22 protein-coding genes are annotated in these 22,928 nt (G+C 41.9%); 14 read left to right on the forward strand and 8 right to left on the reverse strand.

What is annotated here, in order from left to right; translation table 11 throughout:
- The first annotated feature begins 104 nt into the window (after positions 1-104).
- The 4 genes from BA70_RS00570 to BA70_RS00585 all read left to right on the forward strand — a co-directional run bounded on the left by BA70_RS00570 (position 105) and on the right by BA70_RS00585 (position 5,209).
- Positions 105-1,382: a cation:dicarboxylate symporter family transporter gene (locus BA70_RS00570; protein WP_003213370.1), complete on the forward strand. Its 1,278-nt coding sequence runs from the start codon at positions 105-107 to the stop codon at positions 1,380-1,382.
- An 18-nt stretch (positions 1,383-1,400) separates the two neighbouring features.
- A complete protein-coding gene (gene aspA, locus BA70_RS00575; RefSeq protein ID WP_034316785.1) occupies positions 1,401-2,846 on the forward strand; it encodes an aspartate ammonia-lyase in 1,446 nt (481 codons plus the stop codon).
- Between the two features lie 117 nt (positions 2,847-2,963).
- Entirely contained in the window at positions 2,964-4,280 is a 1,317-nt protein-coding gene (locus BA70_RS00580; RefSeq protein WP_034316788.1) for a sensor histidine kinase, read from the forward strand.
- Positions 4,277-5,209 carry a response regulator gene (locus BA70_RS00585; protein ID WP_034316791.1) on the forward strand — a complete coding sequence of 311 codons (933 nt, stop codon included), beginning with the start codon at positions 4,277-4,279 and terminating at the stop codon, positions 5,207-5,209. The genes BA70_RS00580 and BA70_RS00585 overlap by 4 nt, the downstream gene beginning before the upstream one ends.
- 15 nt (positions 5,210-5,224) lie before the next feature.
- Here the strand turns inward: BA70_RS00585 and BA70_RS00590 are convergent, their stop codons facing one another.
- Positions 5,225-5,833 carry a TetR/AcrR family transcriptional regulator gene (locus BA70_RS00590; RefSeq protein WP_034316794.1) on the reverse strand — a complete coding sequence of 203 codons (609 nt, stop codon included), beginning with the start codon at positions 5,831-5,833 and terminating at the stop codon, positions 5,225-5,227.
- Positions 5,834-5,921: 88 nt separating this feature from the next.
- On the opposite strand from BA70_RS00590, the gene BA70_RS00595 reads away from it, so the two are divergent.
- Positions 5,922-6,470 (forward strand): hypothetical protein, encoded by a 549-nt coding sequence (locus tag BA70_RS00595; protein ID WP_034316797.1) that lies wholly within the window; start codon positions 5,922-5,924, stop codon positions 6,468-6,470.
- A 36-nt stretch (positions 6,471-6,506) separates the two neighbouring features.
- On the opposite strand, the gene BA70_RS00600 is transcribed toward BA70_RS00595, so the two are convergent.
- The 3 genes from BA70_RS00600 to BA70_RS00610 are packed head-to-tail and all read right to left on the reverse strand — an operon-like array spanning position 6,507 to position 9,074.
- Positions 6,507-7,445 (reverse strand): metal ABC transporter substrate-binding protein, encoded by a 939-nt coding sequence (locus BA70_RS00600; protein WP_034316800.1) that lies wholly within the window; start codon positions 7,443-7,445, stop codon positions 6,507-6,509.
- Positions 7,446-7,458: 13 nt separating this feature from the next.
- On the reverse strand, positions 7,459-8,331 hold the full coding sequence (locus BA70_RS00605; protein WP_034316802.1) for a metal ABC transporter permease: 873 nt from the start codon (positions 8,329-8,331) through the stop codon (positions 7,459-7,461).
- On the reverse strand, positions 8,331-9,074 hold the full coding sequence (locus BA70_RS00610) for a metal ABC transporter ATP-binding protein (protein ID WP_034316804.1): 744 nt from the start codon (positions 9,072-9,074) through the stop codon (positions 8,331-8,333). The genes BA70_RS00605 and BA70_RS00610 overlap by 1 nt, the downstream gene beginning before the upstream one ends.
- Before the next feature lie 430 nt (positions 9,075-9,504).
- Here BA70_RS00610 and BA70_RS00615 point away from each other — a divergent pair, with 430 nt between their 5' ends.
- From BA70_RS00615 to BA70_RS00645, 7 genes are all read left to right on the forward strand, one after another.
- Positions 9,505-11,604: a heavy metal translocating P-type ATPase gene (locus BA70_RS00615; RefSeq protein ID WP_034317439.1), complete on the forward strand. Its 2,100-nt coding sequence runs from the start codon at positions 9,505-9,507 to the stop codon at positions 11,602-11,604.
- A gap of 143 nt (positions 11,605-11,747) precedes the next feature.
- Positions 11,748-12,434: a DsbA family protein gene (locus BA70_RS00620; protein ID WP_034316806.1), complete on the forward strand. Its 687-nt coding sequence runs from the start codon at positions 11,748-11,750 to the stop codon at positions 12,432-12,434.
- Positions 12,431-12,844, forward strand: coding sequence for a disulfide oxidoreductase (locus BA70_RS00625; protein ID WP_034316809.1), 414 nt, complete (start codon positions 12,431-12,433; stop codon positions 12,842-12,844). The genes BA70_RS00620 and BA70_RS00625 overlap by 4 nt, the downstream gene beginning before the upstream one ends.
- A 148-nt stretch (positions 12,845-12,992) precedes the next feature.
- Entirely contained in the window at positions 12,993-13,604 is a 612-nt protein-coding gene (locus BA70_RS00630; RefSeq protein ID WP_034316812.1) for a trimeric intracellular cation channel family protein, read from the forward strand.
- Between the two features lie 326 nt (positions 13,605-13,930).
- A complete protein-coding gene (locus tag BA70_RS00635; RefSeq protein ID WP_034316814.1) occupies positions 13,931-15,946 on the forward strand; it encodes a Na+/H+ antiporter in 2,016 nt (671 codons plus the stop codon).
- A gap of 63 nt (positions 15,947-16,009) precedes the next feature.
- The gene (locus tag BA70_RS00640) at positions 16,010-16,879 is read left to right on the forward strand and encodes an ROK family protein (RefSeq protein ID WP_034316816.1); all 870 of its coding nucleotides are present in this window, start codon (positions 16,010-16,012) and stop codon (positions 16,877-16,879) included.
- Between the two features lie 68 nt (positions 16,880-16,947).
- Positions 16,948-17,793 (forward strand): aldo/keto reductase, encoded by an 846-nt coding sequence (locus BA70_RS00645; RefSeq protein WP_034316820.1) that lies wholly within the window; start codon positions 16,948-16,950, stop codon positions 17,791-17,793.
- A 39-nt stretch (positions 17,794-17,832) separates the two neighbouring features.
- Here the strand turns inward: BA70_RS00645 and modB are convergent, their stop codons facing one another.
- The 4 genes from modB to BA70_RS00665 all read right to left on the reverse strand — a co-directional run bounded on the left by modB (position 17,833) and on the right by BA70_RS00665 (position 22,011).
- Positions 17,833-18,498 (reverse strand): molybdate ABC transporter permease subunit, encoded by a 666-nt coding sequence (gene modB / locus BA70_RS00650; RefSeq protein ID WP_034316823.1) that lies wholly within the window; start codon positions 18,496-18,498, stop codon positions 17,833-17,835.
- Entirely contained in the window at positions 18,498-19,274 is a 777-nt protein-coding gene (gene modA / locus BA70_RS00655) for a molybdate ABC transporter substrate-binding protein (protein ID WP_034316825.1), read from the reverse strand. The genes modB and modA overlap by 1 nt, the downstream gene beginning before the upstream one ends.
- A 269-nt stretch (positions 19,275-19,543) precedes the next feature.
- On the reverse strand, positions 19,544-21,394 hold the full coding sequence (locus BA70_RS00660) for an LTA synthase family protein (protein ID WP_034316828.1): 1,851 nt from the start codon (positions 21,392-21,394) through the stop codon (positions 19,544-19,546).
- Positions 21,395-21,519: 125 nt separating this feature from the next.
- Positions 21,520-22,011, reverse strand: coding sequence for a metal-dependent hydrolase (locus BA70_RS00665; protein ID WP_034316830.1), 492 nt, complete (start codon positions 22,009-22,011; stop codon positions 21,520-21,522).
- 170 nt (positions 22,012-22,181) lie between these two features.
- Between BA70_RS00665 and BA70_RS00670 the strand changes: the two genes are divergently transcribed.
- Positions 22,182-22,610, forward strand: a complete 429-nt coding sequence (locus tag BA70_RS00670) for a MarR family winged helix-turn-helix transcriptional regulator (RefSeq protein WP_034316834.1) — start codon at positions 22,182-22,184, stop codon at positions 22,608-22,610.
- 82 nt (positions 22,611-22,692) lie between these two features.
- Positions 22,693-22,836: a small acid-soluble spore protein SspJ gene (sspJ, locus tag BA70_RS00675; protein ID WP_008347117.1), complete on the forward strand. Its 144-nt coding sequence runs from the start codon at positions 22,693-22,695 to the stop codon at positions 22,834-22,836.
- Positions 22,837-22,928: the final 92 nt, after the last annotated feature.

Raw genomic sequence — 22,928 nt, forward strand, 5'->3', positions numbered from 1 at the left:
AAAAATTCACTTCTTTTTGTTCCTTTTTGTCGTTTTTTGTAGGTTCATCGTTAAGATGCGATTAAGCAACAAAGAAAGCGTTATCAAAAAAAGGGGGTTCACGTATGAAAAAGTTAGGGTTAGCTTCTCAAATACTCATTGCGCTTGTTCTGGGTGTTATCGTGGGAGCACTGTTTTATCAAAATGAAACCGTTATTAATGTGTTAACGCCGATTGGCGATATATTCATCCATTTAATTAAAATGATCGTTCTTCCAATTGTTATTGCTGCGTTGATTGTAGCAGTAGCTGGTGTGGGGGATATGAAAACCATCGGAAGACTCGGTGGGAAAACGATTCTTTACTTCGAAATTGTGACAACGATTGCATTAGCAGTAGGACTGCTTGCAGCAAACGTCTTCCATCCTGGTACAGGAATTGACATGAGCAACATGGAAAAAGGCGATATCTCTAAATATGAAGAGACATCGAAAGCTTCTTCCGAAAAAGCAAGTTTCTCTGAAACGATTGTGCATCTAGTGCCAACAAACGTGTTCCAATCCATTGCAGAAGGTGATCTATTACCAACGATCTTCTTTACAGTCTTATTCGGATTAGGAATTGCCGCAGTAGGAGACAAAGGAAAACCAGTGTTAGGATTCTTTGAGGGTATACTCGAAGCCATGTTCTGGGTGACCAATAAAGTGATGAAGTTTGCACCATTTGGTGTATTCGCGCTCATCAGTGTGACGGTGATCAAATTCGGGGTCGGAGCGCTTCTCCCGCTAGGTAAACTGGTACTTGTCGTTTACGGCACAATGGCATTCTTCGTGATTGTCGTACTTGGCATTATCGCTAAATTAGCTGGAACAAGCGTCTTTACACTATTTAGAGTGCTAAAAGAAGAAATCATTCTTGCATTCTCAACAGCAAGCTCAGAAGCTGTACTGCCTAGACTAATGGATAAAATGGAGAAGTTCGGCTGCCCGAAAGCGATCACGTCGTTCGTTATCCCAACAGGCTACACCTTTAACTTAGATGGAAGTGCCATCTATCAATCCATTGCCGCCATATTTGTTGCACAAATGTACGGCATGCCACTTTCCATCTATGAGCAAATTACGTTACTATTAATCTTGATGCTGACATCTAAAGGAATGGCTGGTGTACCAGGTGCATCTATCGTTGTTGTCATCACGACACTTGGTGCAATGGGACTTCCGCTTGAAGGACTTGCCTTCATCGTTGGGATCGACCGTATTCTTGACATGGTTCGTACAACAGTTAACGTATTTGGTAACTCACTTGCAGCGATTGTTATGTCTAAGTGGGAGAAAGTATTTGATCAAGAGAAATCGAAAAAGTATATTGAGGAATTAAAGCAACAAACAAAAGCAGCGTAAAAAAGGAGATCTTTTCAAATGACGAAGCTACAGGATAAGCAAGTTCGAATCGAACGAGACTTTCTAGGTGAAAAGGAAGTAGACACTCAAGCATATTACGGAATTCAAACATTACGTGCAGTGGAGAACTTTCCAATTACAGGCTACCGTATTCATGAGGAACTCATCAAAGCATTAGGGATTGTCAAAAAGGCAGCCGCACTTGCAAATATGGATACACAGCGACTATATGCTGGTCTTGGAGAAAAAATTGTTCAAGCAGCAGATGAGGTCATCGAAGGAAAATGGAACAACCAATTTATTGTCGATCCAATTCAAGGCGGGGCTGGCACTTCAATGAATATGAATGCCAATGAAGTCATTGCAAACAGAGCGCTTGAACTACTAGGAAAGGAAAAAGGCGCTTATACTGAGCTAAGTCCAAACACGCATGTGAACATGTCGCAGTCAACAAACGACGTTTTCCCAACAGCGATTCATATTTCAACATTGAATATGATTGAAAAGTTACTTTATACGATGGAAAACATGCATCAAGTCATGACTGAAAAAGCGCAGGAATTTGATCATGTCATCAAAATGGGACGTACGCATCTTCAGGACGCTGTTCCAATCAGACTTGGGCAAGAGTTTAGTGCCTATGCAAAGGTTCTCGCTCGTGATATTAAACGTATCAAGCAGTCTAGACAGCATTTATATGAAGTCAATATGGGTGCAACAGCAGTCGGAACTGGACTGAATGCAGATCCTAAATACATTCGTCAAGTTGTCGGCTATCTATCTGATATCAGTGGATTACCATTAGTTGGAGCTGAAGACTTAGTCGATGCAACGCAAAATACGGATGCTTATACAGAAGTATCTGCTGCGTTAAAAGTATGTATGATGAATATGTCCAAAATGGCTAATGATATTCGTTTGATGGCTTCAGGTCCAAGAGCAGGCTTTGGTGAGCTTCATTTGCCGCCAAGACAGCCAGGTTCATCCATCATGCCAGGGAAAGTCAACCCAGTGATGCCAGAGGTCATGAACCAAGTGGCATTCCAAGTCATCGGAAATGATCATACAATCTGTCTTGCATCAGAGGCTGGTCAGCTTGAGCTGAACGTGATGGAACCAGTCCTTGTGTTCAACTTGCTTCAATCTCTCAGCATCATGAAAAATGTATTTGAGTCCTTCGTAGACAACTGCTTGCGTGACCTAAAAGCAGATGAAGCTAGATTAAAAGAATATGTAGAAAAAAGTGCTGGTGTCATGACGGCGGTCAATCCGCACATTGGTTATGAAGCTGCTGCACGAATTGCCAGAGAAGCGATTCTTACAGGCGTATCTGTACGTGAGCTTTGTCTACAAAATGATGTTTTATCAGAGGAAGAGCTTGATGTCATCTTAAATCCTTTTGAAATGACAAAACCAGGTATTGCTGGCGCATCACTTTTAGAAAAGGATCGTTTAGAAGATTAAGCTGCATTATGATAAGCGCACACCGACAAAGTTCCGGTGTGCGCTTTTTCATGGGCTGTTTGTTTTTCTCAAGCTCACATAGTATACTATCGTCAATTATTAGGGATGTGACTGCATTTGAATCTACTGAAAAAATGGCTGAATACAGAGCCTTATTTAATTGTCATGCTCATTGTACTTACACCGATTGGTGGAGAGTTAAAATTTTATCCGTTTGAGGACAGCTTTCGGGTCAGCTTTGGAACCGTTGTCTTTTTCTTTATCCTGCTTCAAATGAAAAAATTCCCGGCATGGGCAAGCGGAATCATCGCGGGGGGATCTGTATTTGCATTTCGGGTGCTGCTTGATACAGCCGTGTCAGGTCACCTGCCGCTTGAAGAGGCGGTTTCATTAAGGTTTCCTTCCATGCTTTACTATGTGGTCTATGGCACGCTTTTTTATTTATTGCGGGTCAGACGTTTCCGTGACAAACCTTGGCTGATTGGGGCGACAGGCATCATCATGGAACTGTGCGCGAGCGTTGTTGAGATGGTTGCGCTTCGGGGAGCCATTGATGAAATTTTAACGGTGCGGACGCTATTTCAACTATTTGTTTTAGCGATTTTTAGAAGCTTTTTCGTGTTGGCTTGTTATACAATGATTCGGTTATACGAAGAACAGGCGAGAGAGCGTCAAATGAAAAAAGAAAAGGAACATCTGCTCATGCTGCTTTCGAACCTTTACACGGAATCTACATACTTTCATAAGACACTTGCACACGCTGAGCACATTACAGCTACTTCCTATCAATTGTATCAATCCCTTCACCACGCAAAAGATGCGGAATCATTAGATTTGAAAAAGCTTGGAAAAACAGCCCTGCAAATTGCAGGAGAGGTGCATGAAATTAAAAAGGATAATCAGCGGATTTTTTCTGCTTTATCAAAGCTGATTCATGAGGAGAAATTTCAGGAGTATGCAAGTCCCGCCCATATTGCAGGTCTTGTGATTCGTATCCATGAAAATTACGCAGAATCACTTAAAAAAAACATCGTCTTTCATTATGATGAAGAAGGGCAGCATCCCGCCTATCATGTGTATACCATTCTATCTTTGTTAAATAACATAGTATCCAATGCCGTTGAAGCCATTCCAGTCGATGGAGAGGTGTCACTATCCATTTCACGGGTAGAGAAAGATGTGATCTTTCAAATCAGCGACAACGGGCCTGGCATTAAAGAGCGTAACCATCATGTTATTTTTAAACCGGGCTTCACTTTAAAATACGACCAGGCTGGGAATCCATCAAGCGGCATCGGTCTTTCCTATGTGAAGTATACAGCAGAGAAGCTTGGCGGAAGTGTTGAGATGAAGAGTATCCCAAATAAACAAACGATTTTCACTTTAACGATACCAGTTGATCAAGTCAGTAGAAAAGAGGGGATTGGGAGATGAGATTTTTTATTGTCGATGATGATGAAGCCGTTCGTTCTTCACTGGCTCAGCTCATTGAAGATGAAGAACTTGGCATTGTGGCTGGAGAAGCAGAAGATGGCGCAGAATTAACAGCCAGCTACTTAAATGATTTGCACATTGATATCTTATGTATTGATCTTCTGATGCCGGAAAGGGACGGGCTTGAAACGATTCGAGCAATCAAGGATGAGTTTCATGGGAAATACTTAATGCTTTCACAGGTAGAAACAAAGGAATTAATTGGACAGGCCTATACGCTTGGTGTCGAGTATTATGTGACAAAGCCGATCAATCGTGTAGAAGTCTTAAGTGTGCTCCACCTCATGATTGAACGTCTTCATTTAGAGCACTCGATTGAAAATATTCAGCACTCACTCAAATCGGTGATGCAGTTCCAGCAGCGAGGCCAAACGAAGACGAAGCAGCGGGGGAAAAGTCTTGCAGAGGCAGGTCAGTTCTTACTGGCGGAGCTTGGGATTGTCGGCGAGAAGGGGTCTAAAGATTTATTAGATATGATTCTCTTTACTGATCAGTATCTAGCGCTGCATGTCGATCAGCACGATTCCTTTCCTTCTTTGAAGGTCATTTTCACCGGGATCACGGAGGATAAATTAAATGAGCCTTACACATCAGCAGACATCGCAAGAGAAGCGAAGGCAGCGGAACAAAGGGTAAGGCGTGCGATCAACCAATCATTGAAACACATTGCATCACTCGGGTTAACGGATTATTCCCATCCAACGTTTGAAAACTATGCATCTAAATTTTTCGATTTCACCATTGTGCGAAAGAAAATGAGTGAATTGACAAAAGAGACAAGTGGGAGAGAAGAACATACCCGCATCAATGTGAAGAAATTTGTGCAGGTGCTCTACTACGAAGCAAAGCGTATTTTTATGGAAGATTAAAAAAGACACGCTCTCCTATTGCGGAGGCATGTCTTTTTTTGTGATGGATTGCAGGTGCATCTGCAACACGGAGCGCATGAGCTGAGGCGGTAGACGGTGAGGCTGCAAGATTCCATTCAAAGCAAGCCCATTGACGACCGCATAAAGCCGCTCAGTTTCTAGTAAAAGATCGATATGATCTAGCAGAAGCCTATCCTCTTTCAATTTCATTAAACAAAATTGAACCGTTTGGAAAAGCTCGTCATACATTTCTGCGTTGAGCGGCTGTAAATCTGGTTCAGTGAATGATTTAATGGTAAAAGCCTGCCACACCTCCATTTCAAATCTTCGTTCTTCATCAAGTGGAAGGACTTGCTCCAATAAAGTGAGGACATTTTCTTTAGTTGAACCGTTTAATGGAAGCCCTGCCATTCGCTCCTTGACTCTTTCCTGAATCAGATTCATAGAGAATAGAAATAACTCCTGCTGTGTGGCAAAATAATGCCGCATAGAGCCGGCAGAAATCCCAGCTTCAACAGCTATTTTCCGTACAGAAGCGTTCTCTAATCCCTCCTGTTTAATTACTCTCATCGCAGCTTGAGCGACCTTTTGTTTTTGTTTTTGGTGATCGACGATTTTTGGCATACATTGATTTTAGCACAGCTATTGTTTTTTTAATACGACTGTGTTAAATTTTATTTAATACAATTGTGTTAAAAAGGGTGTGGGAATCTTGATTGGGTTATTGATTGTGGCATGTGAGATTGGCTTTTGGTTGTTTATTCTAATGGGTTTAACGCTACGTTATGTGTTTAGACAGAAAAAGTGGGGAGCTTTTTTCCTGATCTGTACGCCGATTTTGGATCTGGTCCTTCTTGCGGCTACTTATATGGATTTGAGGCAAGGGGCGATGGCGAGTGTCATCCACGGACTTGCGGCTGTTTATATTGGCGTGAGTCTGGCCTTTGGGCATCAAATGGTGAAATGGGCAGATGCCCGGTTTGCTTATCGATTTGCAGGAGGCCCGAAGCCAAAGGGAAAACCAAAGTACGGTAAGGAGAGGTCTGTGTATGAAATGGTTGGCTGGGCGAGGCATTTAGCTGCTTGGGTCATCGGAGCCGGTTTACTATTTGGGCTCACCTATCTCATCCAAGCACCAGAACGAACAGAATCACTGATGCAGCTCGCTAATGTGTGGGGGATGGTTTTAGCCATTGATTTCCTCATTAGCATCAGTTATGTGATTTGGCCGAAAAAACATCCACAAAATATGGCAGGCTAACAAAAAGACAGGCGGACTCACTCCACCTGTCTTTTCTTATGATGACAACCCTTTGTAAATGGTGTCAATATTCCATTTCATCATCTTATAGTAGCTGTCTCCATCTTCACCTTTCTTTCCAATGGAGTCCGTGAATACTTTTCCTTTAATCGGAACCCCAGTTTCTTCAGAAAGACTTTCAAGGCTGCGTTTATCTACACTTGTTTCAAGAAAGAGAGCAGGAACTTGATGATCTTTGACAAAATGAATGATGCGTTTCATTTGACCAGGTGTTCCTTCGTTTTCTGTATTGATCTCCCAAATATAGCCCGCTTTCAGTCCATACGCATCTGCAAAATACTTGAATGCCCCCTCACTTGTGACAAGGAGCTTTTTGTTTTTTGGCAGCTGATTAAACTTGTCTTTTGCTTCATGATGAAGAGCTTGAAGCTTCTTGATGTAGGCGTCTGCATTTTTTTCGTAATCTTCTTTATGTTCGGGGTCCGCTTGAATGAGCGCATCCCGGGCGTTTTGGGCATAAATAATGCCATTCTCAACATTCAGCCAGGCGTGGGGGTCCTGCTGACTTTCCAGCCCTTTTGAAGATAAATGCTTTACTTTGACGCCCTTACTCAATTCGGCTACAGGTGCATCATTCCCGTTCTTGCCGCTCGATTCAAGCAGCTTTTGAAACCAGCCGTTTCCTGTTTCAAGGTTTAAGCCATTATAGAGAATAAGGTCTGCATCCGTCGTATGCTGAACATCCTTTGGCAGTGGGTCAAATTCATGTGGGTCTGTACCGATGGGAACAATGCTGTGAATAGAGACATGCTGGCCGCCTACTTCCTTCACGATGTCATAAAGAATAGAGTAGGTCGTGACAACTTTTAATTTGCCATCATCTTTGCCGGAATTATTTTGTTGAGTAGAACAACCTGCGATGACCATAAGGGCAATGAATACTGCGGTCAAACGGATTACAAATACCTTCTTCATATAGGTCCTCCTTTTACATAGACGCTTCCTTTTTTAACTGCGCTCGTTTTTGTTTTGATTTTAATGATCTCCATAAAATTCCTTGCTTTGGTGAAAAGATAAAGGCACTGCCGAATAAAATAGTCGCGACTAGCACGATGGAAGCACCAGACGACAAGTTATACGTAAAACTCAGCCCAAGTCCCACGATGGCGGAAATGGCACCGAAAAATGCAGATAAATAAATCATGATCCATAGCCGGTCTGTCAAAAGATAAGCGGTGGCGGCCGGCGTAATAAGCATCGCAACGACAAGAATAATACCAACGGTTTGCAGCGACGCGACGGTTACAAGGGTCAATAATGTCATAAGAAAATAATGGATCATTCGATTCGGTAAACCGTAAACAGAAGAAATCACCGGATCAAACGAACTAATGAGGAGTTCTTTGTAGAACACGATGACGGCCAGTAAAATAAAAATGCCGATTCCGAGCGTAATCCACATATCAGAGGAACGGACAGCTAGTACGTTTCCAAACAAGATATGATATAAATCACTGGAACTTTTCAAAAATGTAATTAAAATGATCCCAATTGAAAAAAAGGCGGTGAATACAATGCCGATGGCCGAATCATTTTTGATGCGGCTGTTTTGACTGACATATCCGATGCCAATCGCTGTTAGCACACCAGTTAAGACGGCTCCGAAAAAAAAATTAATCCCTAGCATATAGGAGATGGCGACACCGGGCAGCACAGCGTGCGAAATGGCATCTCCCATCAGTGCCATGCCGCGTAAAATGATAAAGCAGCCAATGACACCGCAAATGATGCCCACCATGACGGAAGTAAATAACGCTTTTTGTAAAAACGCATATTCAAAGAGTCCGGTTAAAAATTCCATTACACGTCTCCTCCTACTGATTTTAAGAATGGTAGCTGCGTTTCATATGCCTCCAGCATCACCTCTGGACGAAGGATGTCGTGCACTGGTCCTGCTTTGATCAATTTTTTATTTAAAAGAACGAGATGGCTGAAGTAATCATCGGCCTTACTTAAATCATGGTGGACGACCAGAATGGTTTTCCCATCATCTCGTAATTCCTTCAAAATGCGAATCATCGTTTCTTCACTTGCCATATCAATCCCGACAAAAGGTTCATCTAAACAAAAGAGCTGTGCGTTTTGAGCAAGTGCTCTTGCAAGGAAGACACGCTGCTGCTGACCGCCGGATAATTCACCGATCTGTCTTTTGGCAAAGTCCTGCATCCCGACTTTTTCTAAGCAATGGTATGCATAGGCTCGGTCTTCTTTTTTAGGTCGTTTCATTAGTCCAAGCTTCGGATATGTTCCAAGTAGAACGGTATCCAGTACGTGAATAGGAAACGTCCAGTCTAGATCATTTCTCTGCGGTACATATGCGATCTGTTTTCTGACTTGTTTAAAGGGCTGTTCAAAAAAGTGAATATCCCCTTGATCTTTTTCAATTAAATCCAAACATGCTTTCAATAAAGTGGATTTACCTGCACCATTTGGACCAATGATTCCTGTCATCGTCCCTTCCTGTATGGAAAGAGAGATGTTTTCTAATGCATCCTGTCCGTGATATGAGACATATAGACGGTCGATTGTTAAAGCATTTGACATCTCTTGCGGCCCCTTTCGATCATCATTGCATTTCCTAAAGATATATGCATACATTAAATAATTTTGACTAAAGGATGAAATGATTCTCTTGCGCTAATTTGTTTCCTTAGGGAAACTTTTATCTTATTCTAAGCGTAAGTCCTTCTTTTGTAAAGAGAAATACTGTTTTCTTATTATGTGAGAGATCAAACGATCGTTTTCATGGTATGCGAGAAGTGGGGGACATGAGCATGGCTTATTGAAAATCAAAGTGACAGCATTGGACACAAAAAAACCATTCATTTGCTCATAAATGATTGACAGTTTATAAGATTTCCTCATATAATAAGGGTAATTCAATATATGAATATGTGCTCATATATAATATCTACAGCAGCTGATAGGTTTGATTGAATCAGGGAAGGCTACTTATATAGAAAAAGGTGAGAACATGAAGAAAATGAAGGATGAATACGTATTAAGCGGTCTTGATTGCGGAAACTGTGCACGTAAAATTGAAACAGGTGTCAGCAAAATGGATGGAGTTGAGGCATGCTCGATTAATTTTGCGACAGGTACATTAACTGTGACACATGCAGATACACAAGAAACCATGTCAAAGCGCATTGAAAAAACCGTTCAGTCCATTGAACCTCATGTGAGTGTATCACCTAAAGAAGAAGGGCATCACCACGATCATGATCATGGGACAAAGAATTTGAAAACGATTGTGCTGAAATTAATTGGCGGTGCAGTCATTGGAACAGCAGCTTATTTTATACCTGAAGATGGTTTACTGAAGTTCATCATGTTTTTCGCAGCGTATTTACTAGTCGGCGGTGATGTCGTCTTTAAAGCGCTGAAAAATATCGTGCGCGGCCAAGTATTTGATGAGAACTTTTTAATGACCATTGCAACGGTTGGTGCTTTTGTCATTCAGCAATATCCTGAGGCACTGGCTGTCATGCTGTTTTACCAAGTTGGAGAGCTCTTCCAAGGGGCGGCAGTGAACCGTTCAAGACGATCAATTAGTGAATTAATGAATATCCGCCCTGAATATGCGAATCTCAAAGTGGGACTTGAAACGAAAAAAGTGAAGCCGGAAGAAGTAAGAGTTGGTGATCGCATCGTCGTCAAACCGGGTGAAAAAATTCCGCTGGATGGACTTGTCATTGAAGGTTATTCACTCGTGGATACCTCTGCACTAACAGGGGAATCTGTTCCTCGAGATGTAGAAGCAGGGAAAGAAGTTCTAGCAGGATTTGTGAATCAAAACGGGATTCTTGAAATTGAAGTACAAAAAGAGCTAAGCGAATCGGCTGTCACGAAGATTTTAGATTTGGTCGAGAATGCGAGTAGCCGAAAAGCACAAACAGAAAACTTTATCACCAAGTTTGCAAAATATTATACCCCTGCTGTCGTCGTGCTTGCCTTATTGCTTGCCTTTGTGCCGCCGATTTTCATTCCATCAGCACAATTGTCTGAATGGGTTTACCGGGCACTTGTCTTTCTCGTGATCTCTTGTCCTTGTGCACTTGTTGTGTCCATCCCATTAGGATTCTTTGGGGGAATCGGGGCAGCATCTAAACGAGGCATCCTTGTGAAAGGCAGTAACTATTTAGAAGCATTGAACGCTGTGCGTTATGCTGTGTTTGATAAAACAGGCACCCTCACAAAAGGGAACTTTACGGTGACCAATATCGCAACAGCCAATGACAAATGGTCAGAAGAGGAGCTGCTTTCTTTTGCGGCTCTAGCAGAAGCACATTCCTCGCATCCTATTGCTGAATCAATTAAAGCTGCATACGGTTCGCCGCTTGATGAGAGCCAGATCGAAGCATATGAGGATATTGCTGGACACGGAATTAAAGCCACGATTAGCGGTGTCCATGTATTAGCGGGAAATCACCGCTTGATGGAACGAGAAAGCATTGCGTATGAAAAAGAAAAACGTAGCGGCACCGTTGTATACATGGCCATAAACGGCGAGTTTGCTGGATCTATCTTGATTGCAGATGAATTAAAGGATGATGCGATCGAAGCTGTCTCTGCTTTAAAAGCGTCTGGGATTAAAACAGTCATGCTCACTGGTGACGCCAAACAAGTAGGGACTGCGGTCGCCCAGCAAATTGGTATTGACGAAGTGCATACTGAATTATTGCCACAGGATAAAGTAACGAAATTAGAAGAAATCGATCAGAAAAAAGCCCCTCAAGAAAAATTATTGTTTGTTGGGGACGGCATTAATGATACTCCGGTATTAGCAAGAGCAGATATAGGGATTGCGATGGGCGGACTTGGTTCAGATGCAGCTGTAGAAGCGGCTGATATCGTCATCATGACGGATCAGCCATCAAAGGTAGCAGAAGCCATCGCTGTCGCTAAAAGAACGCGAGCCATCGTTTGGCAGAATATCGCATTTGCTCTTGGCGTCAAAGCAGTTTTCCTATTACTTGGTGCATTCGGTATTGCAACCATGTGGGAAGCAGTCTTCTCGGATGTAGGTGTAACCGTACTGGCTGTTCTAAATGCAATGAGGGTCATGAAATGAAATTGTAAGGAAAAATTCATGAATAGCGTCTTTCATAATGGACCCCCTCTTGTTAAAATAGAAGAAGTTGGATAATGGCATTTCCTTGAGCTATTATCCTTTTTCTTATTTTAAGGAATGAAAAAGATAAGGTAGGTGCTTTTGTGAGTAAAAAAAATAATCAATCTTCATCCATCAAGTTTGCTGTTATTTTAACCATCATTGCAGCTCTTCTCATCGGTATTTTCGTTGTCATTGGGGGAGGCAACAGCCAAGAAGCACAAACAGTTGACGGGACACCTTCTATTAAAGGACAGCCTGTCATGGGAGATAAAAAGGCAAAAGTGCAAATTGTCGAGTTTGGGGACTACAAATGTCCATCATGTAAATCATTTGAAACCGACATTTTCCCAAAGCTGAAAGCAGACTACATAGATAAAGGCGATGTATCTTTCTCGTTTATTAACTTACCACTTCCTGTTCATGGAGATGGTGCGGTGTTAGCAGCACTCGCTTCTGAAGAAGTGTGGAAAGAAGACCCAAAGAACTTCTGGGCATTTCATGAAGCTGTCTATGATGCACAGCCAGATAGTGAAGCAGAATGGGTCACACCTGCTAAGCTGACTGAACTAGCGAAAAAGACAACAAAAATTGATACGGACAAGCTAAAAGACAACTTATCGAAGAAAACGTATCAACCACAGCTGAACACGGATGATCAGTTGGTAAACCAGTTCAAAGTAAATGCCACACCAACTATTATTATTAACAATAAACAAGTCCAAAACTTTTATGACTATGATGAAATCAAGGAATTAATCGATCAAGAGCTCAAAGGGAAAAAATCATGAAGAATAAGCTGATTTACTTATACAGCGCTTGGATCGTCTCTATTGTTGCGACGATGAGCAGCCTGTATTTAAGTGAAGTAAAGAAGTTTATCCCGTGCGATCTGTGCTGGTTTCAGCGCATTTTCATGTACCCGCTCGTGCTTTTACTTGGAATTGCTACATTCCGCGGCGATGTCAAAGTGAAATATTATGTTCTGCCTTTGGCTGCGATTGGTGCTTGTTTTTCCATCTATCATTATATGGAACAAAAGATACCTGGTTTTGCATCTATTCGCCCTTGCCTTAGCGGCATTCCTTGTTCCTTTGATTATCTGAATTGGTTTGGTTTTATCACCATTCCACTACTAGCCCTTATTGCATTTATTCTCATCATCATCAGTATGCTGCTGTTAAATGCAAAAGAAGATTGAGTGAAAAAGCCTGCTTTTGAAGCAGGTTTTTTTATTTTTGCAAAAAGATAAAATTTAAGGAAAATTTGTATTGCTTTTCGCCTGTGTCAGATATACATTAAGGGTGTAGTGTTAAATGATCAGACAATGGTAAGGAGATAAGCGGAAAATGGCATGGGAAGTCTTAAGTATCATTGGCATTGTCGCATTCGCCATTAGTGGCGCGATTGTGGCAATGGAGGAAGAGTACGATATTCTTGGTGTGTACATTTTAGGGGTTGTGACAGCATTTGGCGGTGGAGCGATTCGGAATCTATTAATCGGTCTTCCGGTGTCGGCTTTATGGTCACAGGGCAAGATGTTTACGATTGCCCTTGTATCCATTACGATTGTGTTTCTATTTCCAAAGCTTTTGCTCAAGCACTGGAGCACATGGGGGAATTTCTCGGATGCGATCGGGTTAGCAGCGTTTGCGATTCAAGGCGCATTATTTGCTGTGCAAAGAGAGCTTCCGCTCAGTGCGGTCATTGTGGCAGCCATTTTGACTGGAAGCGGCGGCGGGATTGTGCGTGATCTCCTGGCAGGGCGCAAGCCGCTTGTTTTAAAAGCGGAGATTTACGCAGTATGGGCAGCACTTGGCGGCTTATTTGTAGGACTTGGTTTAGCCCAAGGAGAGCTCGCACTGTATTTGCTGTTTCTCATCCTCGTCACATGCCGGGTTTGTTCCTACTTATTCAAATGGCGGCTTCCCGCTAGGTCTTATTTTTTAAATAAAGGGTGAAACAAGAAAGAGCGATGTCGCTCTTTTTTTTGTTCATTGTGTTTTATGCAAGCTGGATGTCAGCAGATGATGGAGTTTTCGTGTAAAATAGAAGCAGGGTCTTTGTTCATCTTTGGAACAATACATGTGATAAAAATTTTGTCAGTCGGCTGAATATTTGAATTCAGTCTTTTTTTGCCTAGATGGATTGTTATGTGTTGGTTTCACTTTTTGCGGAATACTAAAGAAGCACTCATGATGGGACGGATGGATCAAAATGAAAATGAACACATCTTTGCATGTAAGCAAAACATGACGAAAAAATGAAATAGGAGGGACATGTACTAGTGGAGATTTTTTTAGCAGTGCTTGTATTACTAGCACTCATTGCATCATCTAATATTATCAATCGATTCGTACCATTTATCCCAGTTCCGTTAATTCAGATTGGACTCGGAATTTTAATTGCCGCTTTTCCTTCAGGTTTACATATTTCTTTAAATCCTGAACTATTCTTCGTTTTATTCATTGCGCCGCTGTTATTTAATGATGGGAAGCGTACGCCAAGGGACGAGCTATGGAAATTAAGAGCGCCTATTCTTCTCTTAGCACTTGGTTTAGTGTTTGCGACAGTGATTGTAGCAGGATATACCATTCATTGGATGATTCCAAGCATTCCGCTTCCAGCCGCATTTGCGCTTGCAGCGATTCTTTCACCAACAGATGTGGTCGCAGTAAGTGCCTTATCCAGCCGTGTGAATATGCCAAAAGGCATCATGAGGCTGCTGGAAGGCGAAGGGCTGATGAACGATGCATCAGGACTTGTTGCCTTTAAATTTGCCATTGCTGCAACGGTTACTGGGGCTTTTTCAATTGCTGAGGCATCCTTTAGTTTTGTCCTTATTGCCGCTGGTGGATTATTGACTGGATTTATTCTATCCTTTTTTATCATTCGTTTCCGCTATTTCCTCCGCCGTTTAGGAATGGACGATGTCACAATGCACATCATCCTGCAAATCCTCACGCCATTTGTGATTTATCTAGCTGCTGAAGAAATCGGCGTATCCGGCATTTTAGCGGTTGTTGCTGGTGGTGTGACGCATGCAATTGAGCAAGATCGAATGGAAGGAAATTTAGCAAAACTGCAAATTGCTTCTTCAAACACATGGAATATTATTTTATTTATATTAAACGGCCTTGTTTTCGTTTTACTAGGATTACAGATTCCTGATGTATCCACAGTTATTTTCCAAGATGAAGCATTTAATAATATGCAGGTCATCAGTTACATTTTAATCATTACACTCTGTCTCATGGTTCTAAGATTTTTATGGGTATGGCTGTTCTGGGCAGGTAACTGGAGTGTAACGAAAAAGCAGAATGTGAAAAAACCGAAGCTGCGGGCTTCGATGCTGATGACATTCTCTGGTGTTCGTGGTGCTGTCACTTTAGCCGGTGCCTTCTCAATACCATTTACGCTTGCGGACGGATCACCGTTCCCCGAGCGGCATTTGATTATTTTCCTCGCAGCAGGCGTGATTTTATGTACACTCATTTTAGCTAGTGTATTATTGCCTCTTTTATCTGAGAAAAAAGACAAGCAAATCGATGTGGACTTAGATACAAAGATTCAACACGTGAAACGGAAGTTACTTAGAAGTGCCATTAAAACCTTAAGAGAGGGAATGAATGAGGACAATAGGGAAGTGTCACTTACACTCATCAATGATTACCGGATGAAGCTGAGAAATATTCAGCGTGAGCCGTACCAATTTGGGATGAGAAAACAGGAACGAAAAATCAGATTGCATGGCATTAAAGCAGAGCAAATGAAGCTTCAGCAATTAATTGATGAAGAAAAATTAGATAAAGAAGAAGCCTATGAGCTACAGGAGAGATTTCATGAGCTGGAAATGCTGTATTCCAACTCCTTTAAAATTCGTTTTTCAAAAGTGAAGTTTCTGCGGTTGCTTCAATGGCTCCAATTATGGCGGCCGGATGAGCGCGTTTCAAGCGGTATTTTAGAAAACGAGGGATCGTACAAACAAATCCGTAAGAAAACCGCTGAAGCTGCAGTAGATTCGATCAAACAGCATATGACAGATGAAAATAAACAAACATGTCATCAAGTCATTGGTTTTTACAATCAAGTGATTTTCCGCTGTGAACACGGTCCATCTTTCTTTCAGCAAAAAGATCGTGCCTTTGACCGGAAGAAAAAGGAGCTCAACTTCCAAGCTGTACAGACAATTCGTAATGAAATTCAAACCTTATATGAAGATGGTGAAATCAATCGTGATATTGCCCATCATTTAAGGGAGTATATCAATGACATGGAAGCAGTCTTGCTAACCAATACGTGATGTTGTCATCTTCTCCCCTATGTTTTATGATGAAGAAAGAGAACGCGCAGGGGGAGATCAATGATGGCGTATTATGGAGCAATTGAAGCTGGAGGTACAAAGTTTTGTTGTGCAATTGGCAACGAGCATGGGGAAATTGTAGAGGAATGGATCATTCCCACAGAGCACCCGGAAAAAACATTACAAACACTCATTCCATTTTTTCGAAAACATGCAATTGAAGCGTTAGGGGTCGGCTCTTTTGGTCCGATCTGTGTCCAAAAGGACGATCCTTTTTACGGTTATATCATGAACACGCCGAAAGCCGAATGGAAGCATTACCCGTTCATCCCAGAGCTAGAGAAACAATTAGGAGTACCTGTCTCTTTTACAACAGATGTAAATGCGGCGGCATTAGGTGAATTGACAAAAGGAGCAGCCAAAGGGCTGAACAGTTGTATGTATATCACGGTCGGCACGGGGATTGGTGCCGGGGCTGTTGTGAAAAATGAGCTTCTTCATGGTCATTCACATCCAGAAATGGGACATATCCTGATAAGGCAGCATGAATCAGACCAATTTGCAGGTGTCTGCCCAGCCCATGGTTCTTGCTTAGAAGGGCTGGCAGCTGGACCAGCGATTGAGAAAAGGTGGGGAAAACCGGCCAAAGAGCTTGCTCAGGAAGAATCGGTTTGGGCACTTGAAGCGGATTATTTGGCACAGGCTTTGATGCAATACACGCTCATTTTAAGCCCAGAACGCATCATTATGGGCGGAGGCGTGATGAAGCAAAAGCAGCTATTTCCGCTGATTCGAGAGAAGCTTGCTGCATATGTAAATGATTATGTAGACATGCCGCCGCTTGATACATACATTGTCTCTCCTGGACTTGAGGACAAGGCTGGCATGACAGGCGCTTTGCTTTTAGCCATCGAAGCGAAGAGAAACGTCTGATAATAGAGTTTTGAAGCGCAACATGAGATAATGAAATAGATGGAATCTATGAAAAGGTGGTTGTTAACATGGTCAAAAGCTTGAATGATACCGTAACACTGAATAACGGAGTGGAAATGCCTTGGTTTGGTTTAGGTGTATTCAAAGTGGAGGACGGCAATCAAGTGGTAGATGCCGTAAAAGCAGCCATACGAAACGGATATCGCAGCATTGATACGGCTGCCGTTTATAAAAATGAGACAGGCGTAGGGAAAGCCATTAAAGAATCTGGCGTGAAACGAGAAGATTTATTCATTACGTCTAAAGTATGGAACACAGATCAAGGCTATGACAAGGCGCTAGCTGCATTTGATGCAAGTTTAAATCGTTTAGGTCTTGATTACTTAGATCTCTATTTGATTCATTGGCCTGGACCAAATGCAGATACATTTAAAGACACATGGCGTGCGCTTGAAAAGCTTTATAAAGATGGTAAAGTCAGAGCCATTGGCGTCAGCAACTTCTACGTTCAGCATTTAGAAGAGCTGTTAAAAGAAGCTGAGGTTGTTCCAGCTGTGAACCAAGTTGAGTTTCATCCGAAACTGACACTTGTCGAGTTACGTCAATACGCAAAAGAAAAAGGCATTCAAATTGAAGCGTGGTCTCCGCTTATGCAAGGGAAGCTGCTAGATCATGACGTATTGAAGGATATTGCTGCACGCTACAACAAATCTGTTGCTCAAGTCATCTTGCGCTGGGATCTGCAAAGCGGCGTCGTGACGATTCCAAAATCGATTAATGAAGAACGCATTAAACAAAACGCAGACATTTTTGACTTCGAGCTTTCTCAAGAAGACATGGAAAAAATCGATGCATTAAATAATAATGAGCGCGTCGGCTCGAATCCAGAGACGATGACGGTTGGGTTTGAATAAATGAAAAAATCCTCTTTCTCTTTTGAGAAAGGGGATTTTTTACGTGCTGCTTCGGCGCACAGCCAGCAGCATGATAAAAGACAAGATCACAATACAAATCGTCCAAGTCCAAGCAAGTTCCATTCGTCCAGAATCGATGGCCACATAGATAGCGGTTGGGAGTGTTTGAGTTTTTCCTGGGATGTTGCCGGCAAACATTAAAGTCGCCCCAAATTCTCCAAGAGCCCGCGCAAAACTAAGAACGCTACCTGACAGCAGGGAAGGCAGGGCAAGTGGTACGGTGATATAGGCAAAGACTTGGAATGAATGAGCACCGTCTACTTTTGCAGCACCTTCAATGTCTGACTCAATTGTAGAAAACCCCGCTTTTGCTGATTGATACATGAGCGGGAAAGCCACAACCGTTGATGCAATAACTGCCGCCCACCATGTGAAGATAACAGGCTGATGGAAGATCCATTCAATGGCGCTTCCAATCACACTATGCTTTCCAAACATGACAAGCAATAAAAACCCTACGACCGTTGGTGGGAGAACAAGCGGCATCATGAGGAGCGTTTCAACGATCATTTTCCCCTTAAAAGATGTTCGTGCCATCCAAAAGCCAATCGTTGTGCCAAAAACAGTAGCCAATAGTCCGCTGACGATGGCAACTTGAATCGATAGCCAAATAGGAGATAAAAAGTCTTCAGTCAGCATAGGCATTATTTCACTTGAAAGCCGTACTTTTTAAAAATTGATGCGGCTGTATCTGATTGGAGATATTGAAAAAATACCTTGGCTTCCTCTAAATGTTCTGTCCCTTTTACAATCCCTACAGGATAAATGATGGGGGAATGCATGTCCGGTTTTGCCTCATCCACAATCTTTACTTTTTTGGAAACGAGGGCGTCTGTCTTATACACAACACCTGCTTCCACATTCCCTGTTTCCACGTAGCTTAGAACTTGACGCACATCTTTGCCGTACACAGCGTTCTTTTTCACTTGATCCCATATGTTCAGCTTTGTGAAAATCTCTTTTCCGTATGTACCAGCAGGAACAGATTCAGGTGTACCAAGAGCAATCTTTCCTTTTAAGTGCTGGACGTCTTGAAAGCTTTTGATAGAGGAAGAGCTCTCTTTTGGCACAATGAGGACAAGCTCATTTTGTATGGCATCCTTTATATGATCCTGATCGATGTCTCCAGATTGGACAAGTTCATCGAAGGGCTCCTCAGCCGCAGAGAAAAAGAGATCCGCTTTTGCTCCTTGAGCGATTTGCTGCTTCAGTGCGCCTGATGACCCGAAATTATTCGTTAATGTCACGTTCGGATGCTGATCGTTAAAGGCGGATTCAATTTCCTTTAGTGCATCTTGAAGGCTTGCAGCTGCTGAAATTACAAGCTCCGTCTTTTTGCTCTTATCTGATGACTTCATCTCTGTTTGACATCCGGTCAGGAGCAAACATAGGGTGATGAAGGCTAAGAATGTATACTTCATGTTCACACCTCTCATCATTCAATATCGTGTATCTCTTATTATAATCAAACTTAACTGACCATTCATAGAATTTCAGCGTGTAGGCAAGCGCTTGCATTCTGTGTCAGTCCTGTGTGCCGGTGCTCACGAATCCCAAATTCGCTGCGCTCCGGTACTCGTCTTTCCTAGACTGCAAAGGTTTTCTATCACGCTGAAAAGAAGACAAAGGGCTAAAATAAAGATCATTTTAGCCCTTTGTCAACAATCTAAAAGCCGCCATCTGGCGGCTTTTAATGCTGATAAAAACGAAGTAAATTCCCATTGATGACTTTGTCTGATAAGGACAGCTCTTTATTGGCTTTTTCTATATACGGCTGACACACATCATCTTGTTCAACAGGCTCTTTTGTTTTTTGGTCATAGCAGGTGTTCTTTGTATAGAGATAATCATCTGTAATGAAGTTTCCATTTCTCAGAACAGCGAAAGGCGTCCGTTCGTTTGAAAATAAGTCATTTCCAAATTGAATGGCATCCTTGGATTCTATACCGAGCAAGTGAAGGAGTGTTGGCTTCACGTCCATTTGGCCGGCTGTTTCAGAAATTGTTTGCGGTGCTTGATCCGTGACACCAGGAATGTAAATTAAAAATGGTACCCGCTGTAGTTTGACAGCATCAAATGGTGTGATTTCATCCTTTTTGAGGAGATCCGCCATTGCCTCATGATGTGCCTCTGAGATGCCATAATGATCACCCATGAGGACGAACATCGTATTTTCATACAGTCCTTCTTCTTTCATGCGGTTAAAAAATGTCTTAATGGCTTCGTCTTGATAGCGAACGGTCGTCACGTAGCGGTTTAAAATGGAGCTAGACGAATCATATTCATCAATAAATTGATCCTTTGGGTCGATTTCAAATGGAAAGTGGTTAGTCAATGTAATGAACGTGCTGTAATAAGGAGTCTTCAACTTCTTTAAATAATCAATGGATTGATCAAAAAAGTCGATATCCTTTAAGCCCCAGCCAGTCGAATTCTGTTCATTGACATCAAACGAATCGACATCATAAAAGCGATCAATCCCAAGCGATTCATACATTACATCACGATTCCAAAACGTTTTATTATTCGCATGAAATTGAACGGATTGATAGTTCTCTTTTTTCAATTGCTTGTATAACGTGTCATATTCGTTGTCACTCGCTGTGAAAAAGACAGCGCCGCTGCTAGATGGATAGAGGGAATTTGCGACAATAAATTCTGAATCCGATGTCTTCCCTTGCTCTGTCTGCTGATAAAATTCATCAAAATAAAAACTCTTTTTGGCCAGTTGATTTAAAAAGGGTGTGATGTATTGTCCATTCACCTTTTGGTCAACGACAAATTGCTGCGTAGATTCAAGTGAAATGAACACGACGTTCCTGCCTTTAGCAAGTCCAAAGTAGTCTTCGTTTGGTGCACTGTAATCAGCCTTTGTGTAGTTTGCAACTGTTGAAAGTGTATCTTCGTCTGCAAAGGCTTTTTGTCCAATACGCGCCGTTTGGGCAGCGCCGTCATACAGGTGGAATTGGAAAAGCCCAAGGTTTCGTACGATGACTTCTCGATCATAAGAGCTTGTCAGAAATCGAGGATGATCCATCATGGCTGAGCTGACATGAAATAATAGAAAGCTGCAGCATACCGCATAATACGTTTTGATCGTTTTGAATGACGCTTTTGGAGCCAATGGTTTACGTTTTAACAGCCACGCCAGTACCACGAAATCAATGAGCATCAGCACAAACAGCGGGTGGAACAATTCAGTCATACTACTGCCCATATCTCCCATGTTCTTGGCTTGAAATAACACGGGTATCGTAATGAAATCAATATAAAATCCGTAAAAGATTGTATTTGATATGAGAATCGCCGTCAGTATAAAATTTGTGGTCAATAAAAAAACCTTTTGTTTGGTTTCATTTAAAAAAAGAGCTATCCCAAACAAAGGGAGCAAAAAGCTAAGTGGATTGATCAAAAGCAGCCATTCGTGAAACAGATTGGCCGTTCGTATATGAAATCCGAATTGATAAATGATGTATGTTTTCATCCACATAAAGAGGATGGAGTACACTAAAAACCAGTGATCTTTGAAAAACGCTTTCATTTATGTAGCTCCTCACCATTCTGTATTCAGCTGCAAGGCAAAAACACTTATCTTAAAACTACTAAAAAAATGAGGAATGATCAATTCATATCCTGTCTTTTTTGCAAAACTCTTTTTTCATTCTCTTAGGACTGGAATGGGACGGGTATACCGCAAATGACGGCGATGTAATAGCAGGTGACAATTGTGAGAGCAGCTAGTACGACTTGTTCACCTGTGCTGCCTGTTTTGACATAGAAGGGGAGGCGTACTTTCATGGTAGCTGGGAACAAAAATTTAATGCCGTTCACTGTTCCTGCATCAAGGATGAGGTGGCTTGCCATCCCAACTAGTAAACCGATACTAAGGCTGTCATTTGGAATGTATGTGGTCGCAATAAAATAAATAATCAGCAGAAATAATAAACTGTGTGTAAAGGTGCGATGACCGAAAACATGACTAATTAGTGTCGAGAGCAGGGGGAATTTCCTGCCGATTTTACTTTTTGTATGACAAATATCTGGGATAAGGGCACCTACAGATCCAGCAGCAGCCATAATGACTGGGTCGAGTCCGTAGTAGTAGGCGACGGCTGTGGAGGCGGCAATTCCGCCCATGATATGTGTTTTTCCTGTCATGATGCGTACTCCTGTTCTATCTTTAGTTCAAGTACTCACTATATCAAGGGTGAATTCATTCATCAAGGCTTATTTTTAAAGAAAAAAGGACAAAATGGTTGGCTGATTGGAAAAACATTCTATAATAAGAGGGAAGTCATGTTGATACTAACGATAAGGATGCGATTCGGATGAGTAATGCAGACATTTTAAAAGAAATTGTTCTTGTACATTATGAAGTCAGCCGTAAATTAAACCGCAAGTTACTTGAGTTAGAAAAAGACATCACGCCTCCGCAGATATATGCTCTTTCTATTTTGATACAAGGCAAAGTGTCACATGCCGAAGAGCTAAAGCAAAGACTTTCTTTAAACCCAGGTGCCGCCTCGATTGCACTCAATAAATTATGTGAGCAGGGCTATATTCAGAGAGAACGGGACAAGGAAGATCATTCACTTGTCCGGTTAGAAGCCACGGAAAAAGGGCTGGCTATTTACGAAAAGCATACACGCCTTTTTGGAAAGGTGATTCAGCATATGATGTCAGACTTCACAGAGGAAGACTTGAAGACCTTTTTGGCTTATTTGCAAAAAATGAGACAGACCTTTCATGATGAATGAGCCACTTCTCCTTGTATAATGCTGAGCGCTGTAGCACAAATTAAACAGGCATACGCATTTTATGAAAAGGGGGGAAGCAGCGATGTCATTTTTCCAAAAGGATAAAAAGGCAAAAAGTGAAAAAGACCATCAGCAGGTAGATCAGCTGTTAGAAGAAGCAAGTAAAGAACTAGCAGGCGATCCGCTTCAGGAAGCTGTACAGAAGAAGAAAAACAATCATCAATAAGCAGGTAAAAGGCAGAGAATCACTCCTCTGTCTTTTTTCTATGTTTTTCCCTTTGACAGATGTGAGAATGTTTGATAACCTTCGTGTAGTAA

It is taken from the genome of Bacillus zhangzhouensis (genome assembly GCF_000715205.1).
Taxonomy (GTDB): domain Bacteria; phylum Bacillota; class Bacilli; order Bacillales; family Bacillaceae; genus Bacillus; species Bacillus zhangzhouensis.